This window comes from Enterococcus sp. AZ149 (assembly GCF_051714285.1).
In the GTDB taxonomy this organism is placed as follows: Bacteria; Bacillota; Bacilli; order Lactobacillales; family Enterococcaceae; genus Enterococcus_D; species Enterococcus_D entomosocium.
The window spans coordinates 984,138-1,000,691 of record NZ_JBIORO010000001.1 but is presented as its reverse complement, the minus strand read 5'-3'; the positions used below and the strand labels follow the sequence as shown (position 1 = coordinate 1,000,691).

The following is a 16,554-nucleotide window of genomic DNA, read 5'->3' as shown; positions in this document are numbered from 1 at the left end:
CATTCCTTTATTCTTCAATTTCTTGGAGCTGTTGAATAAACCCCTGTAAGGTTTCGTCTTTTGGATAGTGAGTTTTCGTATACTCGCTTAGCTGATCCAGCAAGTCTTCCCGCATGATATAGTCCGAAAACATATGTAGTTTTTTTTCATAGTCTTCTAAAATACGTTCGGTGCGTTTGATGTTGTCATAGACTGCTTGACGGCTTACTTGATACTCTTCAGCGATTTCTCCTAGAGAAAAATCATCTGCGTAATACAATTCCATGTAATTCATCTGTTTTTCTGTCAATAACGTGGAATAAAACTCAAACAACGCATTCATGCGATTGGTCTTTTCAATTTCCATTTGCTTCCTCCTGTTTTGCAAGCCATTCGACATCGGACAAAACAGTCATGCCTTGTTGCCGAAAATACGCACAAGCGACACCGATCCCTCTTCTTTTGATTCCAGAAAAATTGCCATCATAAATCATCTGACTGCCACAAGAGGGACTTTTCTCTTTTAGGATCAGTTGGGTGATGCCTTGCTCTTGTAATTTTTGATAAGCAATTTTCGCGCCGGTAGTAAACTGTTCGGTCACGTCTTCCCCTGAGATGGTGACGACCTTCGCTCGTTGCGCCCAAACGTCCACCCCATCGCCACCAACGATTTCGGCCGGTTCCCGTGGGATCGGCAAGCCGCCAAGAACTTCTGGACAAACCATCATTGCTTGACCTGCTCTTACCAGTTCGATCAATGGTGGCACTGCTTGGTGTTTTCCATCATAACGGCAAAGTACACCGCCTAGACACGCACTGATTCCGATCATATAGCACCCTCAGCTTTCCTATGAAATCGTCCTTTATTATAGCATTTATTTAGTGGTTGCAATAGTACCAATTGTCTATTCATGCTAAAATAGGACTTGTTCGTTGAAATTTAATCGTTTCTTGAAAAAAAGAAGCTAAAGGAGTTTGCCATGAAAAAAATACTCGTTGTCGATGATGAACCTTCCATCGTCACACTTTTAACCTTTAATCTAGAAAAAGAGGGCTATCAAGTCGTTTCCGCCTCAGATGGTCAAAAAGCCTACGAATTAGCCTTGTCTAAGCCTTTTGACTTTATCATCTTAGATGTCATGCTGCCGAATATGGACGGCATCGAGATCACGAAGAAATTGCGTCAAGAAAAAATCGAGACCCCGATCCTCGTCTTGACCGCAAAAGATGATCCAATCGATCGGATCTTAGGCTTAGAGATCGGCGCCGATGACTATTTGACGAAGCCTTTCAGTCCTAGAGAGGTATTAGCTAGAATGAAAGCCATCTTCCGTCGTTTAGAACCCCGTCAACAAACACGAGAAGAAGATCAACCTGCAGAGATTCTGCAAGTCGGTGGGATCCAAGCAGACCTGACGAATTTCCAAGTCAGTGTGGATGGTGAGAAAATCTTCCTAACGCCAAAAGAATTCGAGCTGCTAGTTTACTTTATGAAACGAAAAGGCCGCGTAATCGATCGCGATACCTTGCTCAATCGCATTTGGAACTTCGACTTTGATGGACAAAGTCGAATCGTGGATGTTCACATCAGTCATTTAAGAGAAAAATTGGAAGCTGATCCAAAACGGCCGGAATACTTAGTAACGGTTCGGGGATTCGGGTATAAATTTCAGGAGCCAGTCTAATGAAAAAACGCTATGGCTATGGTTTATGGTCGATCGGTCTATTGCTGATTTTTTTCCTGTGCTGGCAAGTTCTAAGCAGTTTTTACCGTCAGCAAGTCATTGCCCAGCAAGTGGCTTTTCTCCAAGAGAAAGCCACCGTATTTTTGAATCTATCAGATAATCAAACCGCGGCCTTAGAACAGTTTGCGGATACCTATGTTGAAGATAGCAATAGTCGCATCACTTTGTTAGATGACCATGGTCAGATCATTTTCGATACCTATGATCATACACTGCATGAAAACCGCTCCAATCGTCCAGAAGTCCAAGCCGTTTTGCGCGGAAGCTCCGTCGGTCAATCGCTGCGGGAAAGCGACACCTTGCATGAAGAATTGCTTTACGTGGCGATTCCTGTCAAAGAGGATGGAAACTTGACTCAAATCTTGCGAATCGCCGAACCGACCGCGGCTTTTTTTGCAAAAAATGAAGGAATCAAGCAGTCGATCTTGATTGTCTATCTTGTTTTTTGCTTTTTGATCAGCCTATTGATTTTCCATACCTTGCGCCAGCGAAATCGGCCGATCCAAACGATTCTGCCCGTCGTAAAAAAAATGATCACCTCGCCCGATCAACAAGCAATCATTATGCAAGAAACCCCTGAACATGATGAGTTGTATCAACTGATCAATCAGCTGAGCGAGCAAATGAGCCAGACCTATCGTGCCTATGCGGCTTCTGAACAGCAACTGTACGGCTTGCTCAGTGAACTGATGATCGGTGTCTTTATCATCAATGAAGAAAATCAACTGCTGCTGTTGAATCCGACGATGCAAGAACAGCTAGGGATGGAAACCGCACCGATCTTACCGCAACCTTTTACTGAAGTGATCCATGACACACAATTGATCCAGTTGATCTATCAATTTAATGACGAGACCCCTATTTTCCATGCGGAAACCACCCTTAGCGGGGAACGTTCAAAAGTCTTAGATGTTACCTTGCGAAGCTTCCAAGAAAACCAGTTGATTGGTATTTCTTATGACTTGACACGCATCCGACAATTAGAAAAGATGCAAAAAGATTTTGTCGGCAATGTTTCCCATGAATTAAAAACGCCGGTAACTTCCTTGATTGGGTTTACTGAAACACTGCTGGATGGCGCCAAAGAAGACCCTGAAACGTTGCAGACCTTCTTAGAGATCATTCAAAAAGATGCTTATCGCTTGAAAAATCTAATACAAGATATCATCCAATTGTCTCAAGACAGTGATTCTTTCCAGTATGTCGACCAACCGATCAACTTTTCTGAGCTGCTGCAACAAGTCGTTCAAACCTATGGTCCCGCAGCTGTTAAGAAGCAATTGACCTTTCAATTTGAAGGACCCGAACAATTCATTTTATCTACCAAAAAAGAACTGCTGCAGCCCATCGTAAAAAATCTAGTTGAAAATGCGGTCACCTATTCAAAACCTGGTGGTGTCATCACATTATCCTATTCCGAGCAAGATGACCAGCTGCTTTTTCAAGTGCAGGATCAAGGCATCGGCATCGATGAAGAAGATCAAGAACGGATTTTTGAGCGGTTTTATCGGGTGGACAAAGCCCGCGCTCGCAATTCTGGCGGCACTGGACTTGGGCTGGCTATCGTCAAAGACTATACCAAATTATTAGGCGGCAGCATCAAGGTTGACAGTTTCCCTAAAATTGGTTCTACATTTACGGTGACTTTGCCGCTTCATTGAGAACATTAGAAAGAAAACTAGCCGAGAAAACGTCTAATGGCATTTTCTCGGCTAGTTTTTTGGAACCATACTTACTTAACAACTTTTGTTGCTGATTCATTGACGTAACCTAGCCAAGTTCCTTTATTATCATAAATTGACAGGTAATTACTTCCATTAAAGTGGCGATACACGTAACGCGCTTCGAACGTCTGTCCTTTCATGGCGTTAGTCACAGTACTTTTTTGTTTCCAAGAGAAATTTTGCCATAGTGGGAAATTCTGAGTAAACGTTATTTTTTTATGGTAACTTTGGTTTATTCCGGCAGCATTACTTGCTTCCTTTGCTCCATTGGCATTGATATAGCCAAGCCAAGTTCCTTTATTATCATATAGTGACGAATAGGTGCTACCATTGAAATGGTTGTAGTAAACTTTTACTTGAAGTGTTTGACCATAAAAATTACTGCTTTTATTTTTTTCTTTCCAAGAAAAGTTTTGCCACATCGAATAATTTTTACTTGTAACAGTGACATATTTACCACTTGAAATAGCTGTTCCACCTGCATTATTCGCTGTTTTGGTACCATTAGCGTTCATATAGCCTAACCATGTACCAGATTGATCATATAATGAATAATAAATACTGCCATTTAAGTGTTCATAGCGATATTTCGCTAAAACTGTTTTATTCAAGTAATCCTTGCTGGATGCCTTTACTTTCCATGAAAAATTTTGCCATATCGAGTAATTTCCACTGGTGATCGTTACATAGCGTCCATCGGCCAATGCGGGGCCTTGATTCGTTTGAACTGCTAATTTCGTTGAAGCGATGTACCCAATCCATTTTCCAGAAAAATCATAAACTGAATCATAATACGTGCCATCAAAGTGATGGTAAGTACCGGTTACTTTATAGGTATTTTTCACCATATCTGAAGTTACCGGTGCAGTCTTAGTAAATGTAAAATCTCGATATATCGTTCCTGGCTCTTTGAATTTGACATAGGTTTGCTTTGATTGCCAATTCCCTTGAGGACCATCAGCAACTTTGACGCCACCAGAGTTAATGTACCCAACCCAATTCCCTTGGTTGTCGTATAATGAATAATAGGTGCTACCGTTAATATGCTCATAACGCACTTTTATTTGCAGGGTCTGACCCAGATAAGCTTTAGAGTCTGCTTTTTTGGTCCAAGAGAAATTTTGCCAAATCGTATAATTATCTTTTACAACGGTGGCATAACGGCCATCATTGATCGCACCGCCTTGTCCTTGACTGATAAAATACTTGTTATAATCTGAATTCATATCAAAGGTGCCATTGATCCCTGGGAATGTAACGTTATATGTCCACTGCCATGCACTATAATCCGTATACTTCTGATTTTGCGGTTCGTATGGATATTGTGCGATCCAAACTTTGTTTTTTCCTAAAGCAACAGGGTCGATCGCGTTATCCGTGACCCACGACACACCTATATAATGATGCGTATTCGTATACCCCAGTTCTTTTAATCTATTTTCAAAAACTTTTGACAATTGTGTATGATCTGCTTTTTTCTTAATATTTGGCTCTTCAATGTCATTGACCATTAGAGCAGAAGTCGGTAAATTTAATTGTCTCGCATAGCTTACAAAATAATCTGCTTCAGCTTTTGCCTGTGCCTCAGTGGTGAACCAACTGTAGTGATAAGCATGTACAATCAGCCCAGCGGCTTTAGCATTTGCAATTTGACTTGCAGCTAGTGGGTTTCGATAAGAAGTTGCCTCTGTCAATTTCACCACCACTGCAGAAACGCCATAACTTTTAATCAACTTGAACTGCTCCACAGTGATCTCTCCGTTGTGGGAGGAAATATCAATAAAGTCTTGCTTTGGGGTTGAGGGATCTCCTGCTGAAATATAAGGAACACTAGAAACAGACCGTGCCGAACGGCTTAAGCTGACTTTCAAATCTGAACGGCTTCGATACGTTGGGTCTAATCCTGAGCTGATATCATAGACAGAATCCGAAGCATTGTCTGGGCTTTTTTCTTCACTTTCGGCTGTACTGCTATCAACAGTCGTACTGCCCGTTTCACTGCGGTTACTTGATGATGTTGTCTCACTCGTTGAATCAATTGAGTCTTCGCTGGTTTCACCTGTATTCGAGCGAATTGTTTGGCTGTCACTGCTTGTCACATCATTCGTCTCAGAGTAAACAATAGCAGCCTCTTTTGACTCACTTGTTGATTCCGTGTCTGCAAAACCAACACGCATGCCAAAAATGACAAAGGCCGTTCCCGCATACAATGCTGCTATTAACATTTTTTTTGGAAATCTTTTCATTTTTTTCCCCTTTCACTATATTCATCTATATTCACTATCTATTTTACATAAAAAATAAAAAAAAGGTACAAAAAAAGAAGGAGTTCTTCCCTTCTTTTTTTGTACCTTATGAAAACTGTTTATTCAACATTCGTTACTTCGCCGTCTACACTGCGTTCTACTTTCATATCAGTGATTGGCAAGTATCCTAATTCGATAACGATTCCTTGTTGGACATCGTCTGTCATGATGTAATCAAGAAAGGCTTTGACATTAGCATCTGGTTCACCGTTCGTGTACATATGCTCGTAAGACCAGATGGGCCATTTGTTATCTGCAATATTTTCAGGGGTCGCTTCTACCCCATCAAGGGATAGCGCTTGGATTGAATCATCTAAATAAGATAAAGCAAGGTAGCTGATTGCTCCTGGTGTTTCAGCAACGATTTTACGGACTGTTCCAGAAGAATCTTGCTCTTGTGTTTGGATCGTCTCTGCACCATCTAAGCCCCATTTTTCAAAGGTCGCTCTCGTACCGCTGCCTGACGCACGGTTGATTACAGAGATTTCTTGATCTGCTCCACCGAGTTCAGACCAATTCTTCACTTTGCCTGTAAAGATATCGATTAAATCTTGTTGGCTAAGATCAGTAACGCCTGCATCTTTATTCACCACTGGTGCCATACCAACTACGGCTACTTTATGGTCAACTAATTTGCTGGCGTCCACACCATCTTTTTCATCCGCAAAAACATCGGAATTGCCGATCGTCACAGCGCCTGTTTCTACTTGACTTAAGCCAGTTCCGCTACCGCCACCTTGAACAGTAATTGTATAATTGGGATTGTCTGCTGAGAAGCTTTCACCTGCTGCTTCAACCAAGGGTTGCAAAGCAGTTGATCCTACCGCTAAAATTTCTACATTTTCATTTGATGCGGCACCTGATGAAGATCCGCCTGATGCTTGACTGCTCTCAGTGCTTGTACCACCGCTCCCACAGCCAGCTAATAATAATCCAGTTGCAAAAAATAAAAGTCCCAATTTTTTCATTTAGTAAATCTCCTTTCGTTATATGCTTAGTTTAGCAAGGCGGTGTAAACCCTTGATGGATTTCATGTAAAGAATCGATAAAGCGATGTAAATCTTTTGTAAAGTTCGTCGATTGCCTAAAAAGCCCCCGCTGCATCCATCAGAGGGGGCTTGCTTTATCTAAAAACGAAAGAAATGTCTGTAGAATCAATTGCTTTGCATATAGCGTGTCAAGCGATCCATCGCTTCTACCAAGTTTTCCATACTTGCCGCATAGCTTAAACGAACATAGCCTTCTGCTTCGGGACCAAAGGCGATACCCGGGATGATTGCTAATTGATTCTTTTCCGCTAAGTCGACACAAAAAGCCATGGAATCTTGGTTGAAACCAGCTGGTATTTTGGCAAAAATATAGAATGCACCTGATGGCTTCGCCATGTCAAAACCAAGGGCAGTCATCTTTTCAAACAAGTAATCTCGGCGTTCACGGTAATCGGCTTTCATGACTTCTGCATCATTGATGCCTTCGATCAATGCCCGCACTGCGGCTTTTTGAGAAATCGTTGATGCCGCAGTCACTAAGTATTGGTGGACCTTAATGATCTGAGCAGTCAACGCTTCTGGTGCAAAAATGAAGCCGACGCGCCACCCAGTCATCGCGTGAGATTTCGACAAGCCATTGATCACGATCGTTTGATCCCGCAAGTATTCAGCAATGGACACATGGGTTTCATCATAAGTCAACTCACTATAAATTTCATCGCTAATAACAAAAACGGGGTATTTTTCTAAAACCTCCGCCAATGCTTTGACTTGTTCTCGGGTATAAACGACCCCTGTTGGATTGCTAGGATAATTCAAAATGACTGCCTTGACTTGCTCCCCATGCTCTTTTAAGGCTGCTTCCAAAACTTCTGGCGCTAAAACAAAGTCATTGTCCGTCGTATCAAGATAGATCGGTTGGGCATGGGCTAAATGGATGACTGGTTCATAGCCTGGATAAATTGGTGCCGGTAGGAGAACTTTATCGCCAGGTTCCAACGTGGCTAATAAAGAAGCTGAGATTGCTTCCGTTGCACCGATCGTCACTAATACTTCTGATTGAAAGTCGTAATCAAGCTGATATTTATTTTTCAAAAAGAGGCTGGCTGCTTGCCGAACATCTGCTAAGCCGGCCATTCCAGAATAGTGGCTAAAATTTTGTTCGATTGCTTGGACACCCGATTTTTTCACGTGCTCTGGTGTGTTAAAATCCGGCTCGCCTAACGTTAACTTTAAAATATCAGGAATTGAAGAAACCCGTTCATCAAATTTACGAATCAATGAAACAGCTATATTGTACACTTCGTGATTGAAGCGTTGGCTTACGTCTGCCATAGTATCACTCCTTTGAATTAAGCAAATTCATTCGCTATTGTTGTTAATCCTAACACAAAAAGGCGACAATTTTAAGCAACGGATGAAATTAATCTAATAACCACAATTCCGTTTGCTTATTTACAAACAAAAACATTTTGTGTTAGTATATAATCAAACAAAAAAGGAGAACCCAAAATGAAACCTTATCAAGAGTTTACCATTTCTGATTATCAGCAAGGATATGTCGAAACAACAACGGATTATTGTTGCGTATTTTGTCAGGAGACCTTCGACAAAGAAGAAATCTATCCCGTTGATGGCGCCTTTTTTACGGCAAAAAAACGAATGATACAGCATATCACTGAGCATCACGGAACCGTTTTATCCGCATTATTGGCTTTACCCAAAGAACAAACAGGCTTATCAGAAAGCCAGCAGGAGATTTTACAACTGTTTGCCCAAGATGTTAGCGATACTGTGATTGCCCAGCGCTTAGGTATCTCTTCTTCGACTGTCAGGAATCATCGCTTTAAGCTAAAAGAAAAGCAGCGACAAGCGACTGTTTTTATAAGTATCATGTCCTTGTTGCAAGATACCCCGTTGCTGCCGCCTCACAAAGGGGCGACGATGCTTGATGATCGCTATGCCATTACGGCTAGTGAAAGAGAAAAGATCATTGCTACTTATTTTGATGAAGCGGGGTTTATCAAACAGTTTCCGAGCAAAGAAAAGCGCAAGATCGTTGTCTTAAGTGTGCTGGCACAAAAATTTGATCCGAAGAAAAATTATTCAGAAGCTGCCGTAAACGATGTATTAAAACAAGCGATCACCGATTATGTCACTGTCCGACGATATTTGATCGAGTATGGATTTATGCAACGGACGAAAGACGGAAAAACTTACTGGCTGACTTAAAACCCAGTCTGTAGTTGGATGGAATTTTTGTTGGTTGGATGGCCAGTATCTTTCACAGTTTTGAAAAGTTAACAAGCTCCAGTTTTTTACAAAAAAAGACAAAGTACAAAAACACCCGTACTTTGTCTACTGTCTGAAACGCTGGGACAAGTTCCAGCGTTTATTTTTCTTTTAGAAAGATTTTTTTGATGATCAATTTATCAAATAATTGCGTTTGATTGTCTTGTTCCCCAATGACTTCAGCAGTCACTGATTTGCCGTCTTGTTTTTTGCGCAACTGATAAACAATCTTGCCTGTTTCTTTCAATTCGTTCACCATGTCGACGACACCGCCAAAACCTGTTTTACGAGTGATGAAGCCTAACGCCACCATCCGCTCATCTAAATTTTTTGCCGAGATGCTGGCACCGGTGATCAGTGCTTGCCGCATGATTTGTAAGAATTCTTCTAGCCCTGCCACTGGCGGCTGTTCAGGCTCTTCTTCCATCAGCGGTCGCTGACGCAAATAATCTAATTCCTGCAATAACGTTTCGTACTGCTCTTGTGTCAACATGACCCCCGCCACTTTTTCACGATTGAATACATATACTGCTGTTTCTGCTTCTCGCGCTTGATTAAATACATCCATCGGAGATTTTTTTACTTCAGTAATTGAAGTAGTGGGAACATCCAACTTCTTCAGTTCCATAATCAACGTCCTCCTTGTCTCAACGAACACATTATAGCATAAATCCAGAAGCAGATTATAGAGGTATTTCACTGCTCCTAGGAAAAGAAACAAAAAAGCGGCTAATCGCCGCTTTTTTCGATTGATAAGGTCATTGCATTGATGGCAACGATGATCGTACTCATAGACATCAAGACAGCTCCGACTGCTGGGTTCAAAATGATCCCGATTGGTGCGAGCACGCCAGCTGCCAAAGGAATAGCAAAAATATTGTATCCTGCGCCCCACCAGAGATTTTGAATCATCTTGCGCCTTGTTTTTTTCGCCAAAGTCAAGAAGTGCAAGATGTCTTGAGGTTCGCTATTCGTCAAAACGACATCGGCTGAATCGATCGCTACATCGGTACCAGCTCCGATCGCAATCCCGATCGTCGCTCTTGCAAGACTTGGGGCGTCATTGATCCCATCGCCTACCATTACGACGCGCTTGCCCTCTTTGACATAGTCACTGACTAGACGTTCTTTATCGTCTGGTAACATTGCCGCATGGAAGGCTTCGATTCCTAGGTAATCGGCTACGGCTTGCGCCGCTTCTTGGTTGTCCCCAGTAGCCATAACTGGCGTGATGCCTAAGTCTTTCACTTTTTGAATAAATTGACTCGCTTCTGGTTTCACCTTATCCCCTAATGCGACGATTCCTTCCACTTTGCCGTCATGAACCAAATAGCTAATGGTATTGCCCTGCTCTTGATAATTTTTCAAGGATTTCCCTTGATACTGGATGGTTAATTGCTCCAATCCTTTTTGATTGACGATCAACCACTTTTGTCCATCGATTACGCCTTCCAGGCCAATACCCGTCCTTGTTTGAACATCAGTCGCCTTTTTGGCTGTGATGTTTTCCTTTTCTGCTTGGGCTAAAATGCCTTCTGCGATCGGATGATTGGCGGTTTTCTCAAGACCTGCTAGGTAAGCTAGTACTTCTGATGCAGAAAGGCTGCCTGTCGCCTCGATGCCAGTTACGGTAAACGTTCCTTCTGTTAACGTACCGGTCTTATCGAGGATCAGATAATCAACATGATGCGCATTCTCCAGTGCGTTGCGATTTTTTAAGAGCAAGCCGTTTTTGGCAGCGATCGATGTTGAACGAGCCACGACGAGGGGAATCGCTAGGCCTAACGCATGAGGACAGGCAATGACGAATACCGTGACCATTCGATCAAGAGCAGTCGGTAGGTCAGCAACAAACAGCCATACAGCAAAGGCCAAAACACCAGCAACTAAGGCGATATAGAACAACCATTTCGCCACTTTGTCCGAAAGTGCTTCTAAGCGGGATTTATCAGCTTGGGCTTTTCGTACCATTTCCATGACTTTTGCCAAATAGCTGTCTTCGCCAGTCCCTGTGACTTCCATCGTAATGGTACCATTGCCGTTGACAGATCCTCCAATGACAGTACTGCCGATGGTTTTAGGTACCCGTCTGGATTCACCGGTAACTGCCGACTCATCGATCGTTGTTTCCCCTTCAAGAATCGTTCCGTCTGTAGGAATCTTATCTCCTGAGCGAACGATCAGCTGTGTTTTGTTGGTCACTTCTTCTAATGGAATCTGTTCTTCTGATCCATCTGCATTTTTCCGAATCACTTCTTTTGGCAACAGTTCTGCTAATTTCTGTAATGCATTGCCGGCATTAGAAACGGCATTCATCTCGATCCAATGCCCCAACAACATGATCACGATCAGAGTCGCTAGTTCCCAGAAGAAATCCATTACATGAGGAACAGCAAGAAAATGATTAGCGATAAACGCGTAAAGACTATAAAAATAAGAAACCGTGATCCCCATAGCAATCAAAGTCATCATGGCTGGGCTTTTTTGTTTCAATTCCATTTTTGCACCACTTAAAAACGGCTGCCCCCCATAGAAAAACAGGATCGTTCCTAAAATCAATACAACCCAATCTGAGCCGGGAAACGTGAACTGAAAGGGCAATTCGATACCCATCATTGGTGATAAAATGACGATTGGAATCGCCAAAACCAAGGATAGCCAAAACTTTTGCTTAAAATTTCCCATATGCATACTATGATCCATACCAGACATCTCATGATCCATATGACTGTGATCCATGCCAGACATCTCATGATCCATGTGGCTGTGATCCATGCCAGACATCTCATGATCCATGTGGCTATGGTCCATACTGGAAACCTCATGATCCATGTGAGCATGGTTACTATCGGCGCTTTCATGCTCCTGCAGTTTTGATGTCGCCCCTTGATGATCCACCCCATTCATCTCATGGCTTCGGGGCTCAGGGACTTCCTCCGCCTGTGGGTGTGTGAGTCCTTCTTGCCCTTTATTATCCTGCTTATTCCTAGGTTCATGCCTATGATGGCTTGACGTCTGACGATTGTCTGCAGGTGACGTTTTTTTCTGATTCATCCTAGTATTCCCCTTCCTATTTCACTGAATATCCGTACAGTCTTGCGCCTTCATACAAAAGCTTCAAGCGGCTGGACTTTCTAGATTTTTCTCCTTATCACTTTAGCGTTTGCATCGCTTATTCAAAAACACCTTGATAACCAGCTTCAGTTATTGCACTGATTAAGGCTGTTTCTGTCACTTGCGACTCGTCAAATTTGACCGTCCCACGAGCTTTTTTCAAGTCGACTTTAGCTTTTTTCACACCCGGTACTTCATTTAAGGCTTTTTCAACTTTTGCGGCACAATGGGCGCAATTCATTCCGCTGATTTGCATATTTTTTTTCATTACTATTCCTCATTTCTTTTAACAGTTTGTTGGCTACTTATTTTGTTGCATGGGTTTTGCATTGGCACTGACCAGGAATACAATTACACGAAATCGCTGCTACTGGCACTTTTTGGTCGACTGCTGCTTGGAGCATCGCCAAATCTTCTGCCGTCAATGCTGCTTCTTGGATCATTTCTGCTAATGTTTGTCCGACTTTTTTGGCACAAATATGAGAAAAAAGATTCTCAACTGCACTGCGAACAGTGGCTTCTTCTGAAACAAGTGGCGAGTAAACAAACTTTTTCCCTTGGCTTTCTGTTTTCAATACGCCTTTTTTAACAAGTCGTCCTAAAAGCGTTTTGACTGTCGCTGCTTTCCAATTTTTATTTTCGCTTAACAAAGCGGTGATCTCTTTCGCATCGGATTGTCCCAATGTCCAAATCACACGCATGACTTCCCATTCAGAATCGCTGATTTTGATTGGTTCGACCACTGATTGCATTTGTCCACTTCCTTTCATAACTGATTCACATTTTTAAGTTTACATCTGTAATCGTATTTTGTCAAAAAAAAGCATCGCCAAACTTTCTGCATTTTGGCAATGCTTTTTTCTATTTCGTTAAAAATGGTTTGGTTCCAACGTTTAAAAGTGGACCTGATACGTCGTCACAGAGTGGAAGGGTTCTTCTGGGCGCAGCACGATCTCACCAAAGTGGGTGAATTTCTCAGAGCCAGGAACACCTTGTGTTTCGATCGCCATCCCGCCATGTTTGGCAAAAGGACCGGTCTTCATTGGGGCCCCAGCTTCTCCCTCACCTGTTGTGTAAATAACAACAGCAGGACGGTCAGTAGTAACAGTCAGCTGCACTTTTTGATCGGGACTGGTTACTTTCAGATCCCACTCTTGCTCATGATCCAATAAGAATGGATCATCCAACATGGTCGTTCCCATTGGGCGTTCTTGTCTAAAATCAAACTTTGTGCCTGCGACAGGCGTTTTTTCACCGGTGGTCGTCACGTCATCGTTCGTTTCAGCCACATGTTCGGCATTGATTTGAACCAAGTGGTCATCGATCGGCTGTTGGGTATCACCTGTCAAATTGAAATAACCGTGGTTCGTTGGGTTAAATAAAGTCGCTTTGTCTGTGTTAGCGTCATATGCAAGCAATAGTTCATTGACATTAGTCAACGTATAGGTGACTTGATAACGAACATTTCCTGGAAAGCCGCCGTCGCCATCTTGTCGTGAGGTAGTAAAAATCACGCCGGCTCTGTCTGCTTCCTCAAAAGTTTCAGCGATCCAGATATCCGTGTCAAGCCCCTTTGAACCACCATGAAGCGTATTGCCGCCATCATTGTCCTCCGTTTGGTATTCTTGCCCCTCAACCTCAAAGCGGGTACCTGCGATCCTTCCCGCTACTGGACCGATCGTTGCACCATAATAGCGTGCTTGGCGATGTCCTTCGATCGTATCATAACCGACCACAATGTCGCGGCCTTCTTCTACTGGAACGACCCAATCCAATAAGCGTGCGCCTTCGGGACTCAGCCTTACGATGGTACCGCTATCATTGGAAAGCTCATAAATCGTTCCCATTTTTTCTGAGGTCGTTTGTTTCACATTTGGCATTCGTTCATATCCTTCTTTCTTTGTTTAGTCTGCTACTCTTTTTAAGTATAGCCGTTAAGGGCTAGATCCGTCAATTCAAGACGGACGGATTCAGTAGGCATTCATTTTATGCCGGGCCGTCTTCACACAAATAAAAAGCGGCAAGAATGCCCAACTGGTTGATTGAATCATGGTCAGCTGATCGTGAGAGAAAGTACTAGGAGAAGCGCTGGCTGCTCCTGTCTTTTCTTCAATAATCAATCACATTCGCTTCGCCTGTTGGGCTCCTATGCCGCAATTGTATCGTTTATTTTTTGTGTTTTGCTTGGTAATGTTTTCTCTTTCGTCGCTTTTCTTTGATTTGAGAAGCACTGGAAGCCAAATCCTCGCTTTCCTCTTCTTGCTTGTCTTGTCTTTTTTCCGCACGTGCCATGAGGACTTTTTGCCTGAATCGACGGTTTCCAAGGAATTTCAGTGCGCACATCAATGGTTGACGATTTTCTCCAACCAAACCAATCAATTCGATAAACAATTCAATGCCGAAGCCTGTACTGATGATCAGTAAAATGATTGCTGTGTTGCTGGCATAATTCATCAATAATGCAATAAATGAAAATACCATTGCCAAGGCATAGATCGTCAAAACTGTTCCTCGATGGGTAAACCCTAAGGAAAGTAAGCGGTGATGCAAGTGCATTTTATCCGCTGATGAGATCTTTTGCTTATTGAATTTTCTACGAATCATGGCATAGACGGTATCAGTGATCGGTACCCCTAAAATCAACATCGGGGTGATCACTGTAATGAAGGTCGCATTTTTTAACCCTTGCAACGATAAGACGGAGATCATAAAACCTAGAAAAAGTGCCCCAGTATCCCCTAAAAAAATCGTAGCTGGATAAAAATTGTAAGGAAAAAAACCAACGATTGCGGCAATTAATGTAAAGATCACCATTGGTACTTCAACTGAATTTGGTAAAAAGAAATAACTGATGATCCCAATGGTCGTCAGACTGATAATGGAGACCCCACTCGCTAGACCGTCCAAACCATCAATCAAGTTGACCGCATTTGTGATCGCCAAAATCCACAAGATCGTCATAGGCAATCCAAGCCAGCCCAAATCAAAAACCCCGAGATAAGGGATCGAAACCGTACTGATTTTGATGCCGGCAACAAAATAGATCTCCAAAGCCGCTAACGTCAAGCCTAGCGTTTTTTGCATAGGAGTCAACTCGAAGATATCATCCAATAATCCAGTAACTACGACGATAGCTGCCCCTAAAAGCATCGGCCAGACGTAGTCAAAGGGAATCATTGCGCGAAATTCCCAAAGCAATGCAAAAGAGAAGGAGAGGAAGATGCTTAATCCCCCTGCGGTCGGCATTGTTTTGGTATTGATTCGGCGATCTCCTGGTCGATCGACTGCGCCGATCTTAAAAGAGATCAATTTAATGATCGGTGTTAGGATTAAAGACACGATCATTGTTATAAATAAGCGCATTACAAATTTGAATGCAAAATCCATCGTTTATTCTCGCTTTCCGTTATTTCTCTTTATTGGTAAATGTATCTTCGATTTTCGAAGAAATCCGCTGAACAGGATCTGTTCGTTCTTTGATCTCTTGTCCTGATACATACTCTTCTACCACTGCGTTGATGATTCCACCCAAGATAATAATCGTCGCAGCAAGATTCAACCAGATCATTAAAACAATAAAACTTCCAATAATTTGATAGCCAATGATTTTCGCAGCAAAGTAACGGGCGTATAAGCCAAACACTTGTGACAGCAACATCCAGCCAATCGTTGCAAAGATCGCCCCCGGCAAAGTCGAACGCAACTTGACCTTTGCATTAGGCACTAACCAATAGATCAGCATCATGATAAACAGCAAAGCAACGATCGTGACTGGCCATTTGACTGTTTGGAACGTATCGATCAGATTGTCTTGAAACTTAAAAATCGGCTGCAAAAAATCAAGAATGATTTTTCCAAGCCCAAATACCATCGTAACCCCAACGATCGCAATCATAAAGAGCAGGATGATCACAAACGATACTGCGCGCACCACGATAAAATTGGAACGCTGGTCCACACCGAAGGCTTTGTTCATCGCAATTTGCAAGGCATTGATACTTTGACTCGCGGACCACAACGCCGCTAAAGCGGAGATCGACAACAATCCACCAGAGCTTGTGGTGAGGAGATTTTCGATCGCTGGGCCGATAAAATCATAGATTTGATTCGGGATCAATTCCTGTACATAAGATAAAACCGTGTTCGGATCAATTGATAAATAAGGCAAAAGATTCCCCAGCGCAATCATTAACGGGAAAAGTGAAAGCAATAAATAGTAGGCCACGACGACCGAAGTGGTCCCCATTTCTGAATCAGTTATTCTATTTTGCGTCGTTTCGATGAAACGCATCAGCTTTTGATTGCTTTTTACTTTATCAACGATTTTCATGTTTCTTCCTCCGCCAGCGAATCATCTGCCTTTTTTTCTTTGTCATACGTAAAAACCAGAAGTCTCCTACTTATA

General features: G+C 42.6%; 15 protein-coding genes. 3 read left to right on the top strand and 12 right to left on the bottom strand.

Going from position 1 to position 16,554, the window contains the following annotated elements:
* Positions 1–7 precede the first annotated feature (7 nt).
* Both IGI94_RS04655 and IGI94_RS04650 read right to left on the bottom strand, forming a co-directional pair.
* The gene (locus IGI94_RS04655) at positions 8–346 is read right to left on the bottom strand and encodes a putative DNA-binding protein (RefSeq protein WP_005228897.1); all 339 of its coding nucleotides are present in this window, start codon (positions 344–346) and stop codon (positions 8–10) included.
* Positions 336–809 carry a DUF523 domain-containing protein gene (locus IGI94_RS04650; RefSeq protein WP_005237241.1) on the bottom strand — a complete coding sequence of 158 codons (474 nt, stop codon included), beginning with the start codon at positions 807–809 and terminating at the stop codon, positions 336–338. Before IGI94_RS04650 ends, IGI94_RS04655 begins: the two co-directional genes overlap by 11 nt.
* 150 nt (positions 810–959) lie before the next feature.
* Between IGI94_RS04650 and IGI94_RS04645 the strand changes: the two genes are divergently transcribed.
* Positions 960–1,664 carry a response regulator transcription factor gene (locus IGI94_RS04645; protein ID WP_005237242.1) on the top strand — a complete coding sequence of 235 codons (705 nt, stop codon included), beginning with the start codon at positions 960–962 and terminating at the stop codon, positions 1,662–1,664.
* Positions 1,664–3,385, top strand: a complete 1,722-nt coding sequence (pnpS, locus tag IGI94_RS04640) for a two-component system histidine kinase PnpS (protein ID WP_005237243.1) — start codon at positions 1,664–1,666, stop codon at positions 3,383–3,385. The genes IGI94_RS04645 and pnpS overlap by 1 nt, the downstream gene beginning before the upstream one ends.
* Before the next feature lie 71 nt (positions 3,386–3,456).
* Here the strand turns inward: pnpS and IGI94_RS04635 are convergent, their stop codons facing one another.
* From IGI94_RS04635 to IGI94_RS04625, 3 genes are all read right to left on the bottom strand, one after another.
* Entirely contained in the window at positions 3,457–5,694 is a 2,238-nt protein-coding gene (locus IGI94_RS04635) for a GH25 family lysozyme (RefSeq protein WP_005237245.1), read from the bottom strand.
* Positions 5,695–5,813: 119 nt separating this feature from the next.
* Positions 5,814–6,722, bottom strand: coding sequence for a phosphate ABC transporter substrate-binding protein PstS family protein (locus IGI94_RS04630; protein WP_005237246.1), 909 nt, complete (start codon positions 6,720–6,722; stop codon positions 5,814–5,816).
* Positions 6,723–6,908: 186 nt separating this feature from the next.
* Positions 6,909–8,078 carry a pyridoxal phosphate-dependent aminotransferase gene (locus tag IGI94_RS04625; protein ID WP_005237247.1) on the bottom strand — a complete coding sequence of 390 codons (1,170 nt, stop codon included), beginning with the start codon at positions 8,076–8,078 and terminating at the stop codon, positions 6,909–6,911.
* Between the two features lie 177 nt (positions 8,079–8,255).
* Here IGI94_RS04625 and IGI94_RS04620 point away from each other — a divergent pair, with 177 nt between their 5' ends.
* Positions 8,256–8,975, top strand: coding sequence for a DUF2087 domain-containing protein (locus IGI94_RS04620; protein ID WP_429947473.1), 720 nt, complete (start codon positions 8,256–8,258; stop codon positions 8,973–8,975).
* 160 nt (positions 8,976–9,135) lie between these two features.
* On the opposite strand, the gene IGI94_RS04615 is transcribed toward IGI94_RS04620, so the two are convergent.
* The 7 genes from IGI94_RS04615 to IGI94_RS04585 form a co-directional block, all read right to left on the bottom strand.
* Positions 9,136–9,663, bottom strand: coding sequence for a type II toxin-antitoxin system Phd/YefM family antitoxin (locus tag IGI94_RS04615; RefSeq protein ID WP_438899498.1), 528 nt, complete (start codon positions 9,661–9,663; stop codon positions 9,136–9,138).
* A gap of 101 nt (positions 9,664–9,764) precedes the next feature.
* Positions 9,765–12,089, bottom strand: a complete 2,325-nt coding sequence (locus IGI94_RS04610; protein WP_438899497.1) for a heavy metal translocating P-type ATPase — start codon at positions 12,087–12,089, stop codon at positions 9,765–9,767.
* Between the two features lie 118 nt (positions 12,090–12,207).
* Positions 12,208–12,417 (bottom strand): copper chaperone CopZ, encoded by a 210-nt coding sequence (copZ, locus tag IGI94_RS04605; RefSeq protein WP_005237251.1) that lies wholly within the window; start codon positions 12,415–12,417, stop codon positions 12,208–12,210.
* 37 nt (positions 12,418–12,454) lie between these two features.
* The gene (locus tag IGI94_RS04600; protein WP_034872472.1) at positions 12,455–12,901 is read right to left on the bottom strand and encodes a CopY/TcrY family copper transport repressor; all 447 of its coding nucleotides are present in this window, start codon (positions 12,899–12,901) and stop codon (positions 12,455–12,457) included.
* 141 nt (positions 12,902–13,042) lie between these two features.
* Entirely contained in the window at positions 13,043–14,029 is a 987-nt protein-coding gene (locus tag IGI94_RS04595; RefSeq protein WP_005237253.1) for an aldose epimerase family protein, read from the bottom strand.
* Between the two features lie 286 nt (positions 14,030–14,315).
* On the bottom strand, positions 14,316–15,536 hold the full coding sequence (locus IGI94_RS04590; RefSeq protein WP_016613834.1) for a glycosyltransferase family 4 protein: 1,221 nt from the start codon (positions 15,534–15,536) through the stop codon (positions 14,316–14,318).
* 19 nt (positions 15,537–15,555) lie between these two features.
* A complete protein-coding gene (locus tag IGI94_RS04585; protein ID WP_005237256.1) occupies positions 15,556–16,479 on the bottom strand; it encodes a YihY/virulence factor BrkB family protein in 924 nt (307 codons plus the stop codon).
* Between the last annotated feature and the right edge of the window lie 75 nt (positions 16,480–16,554).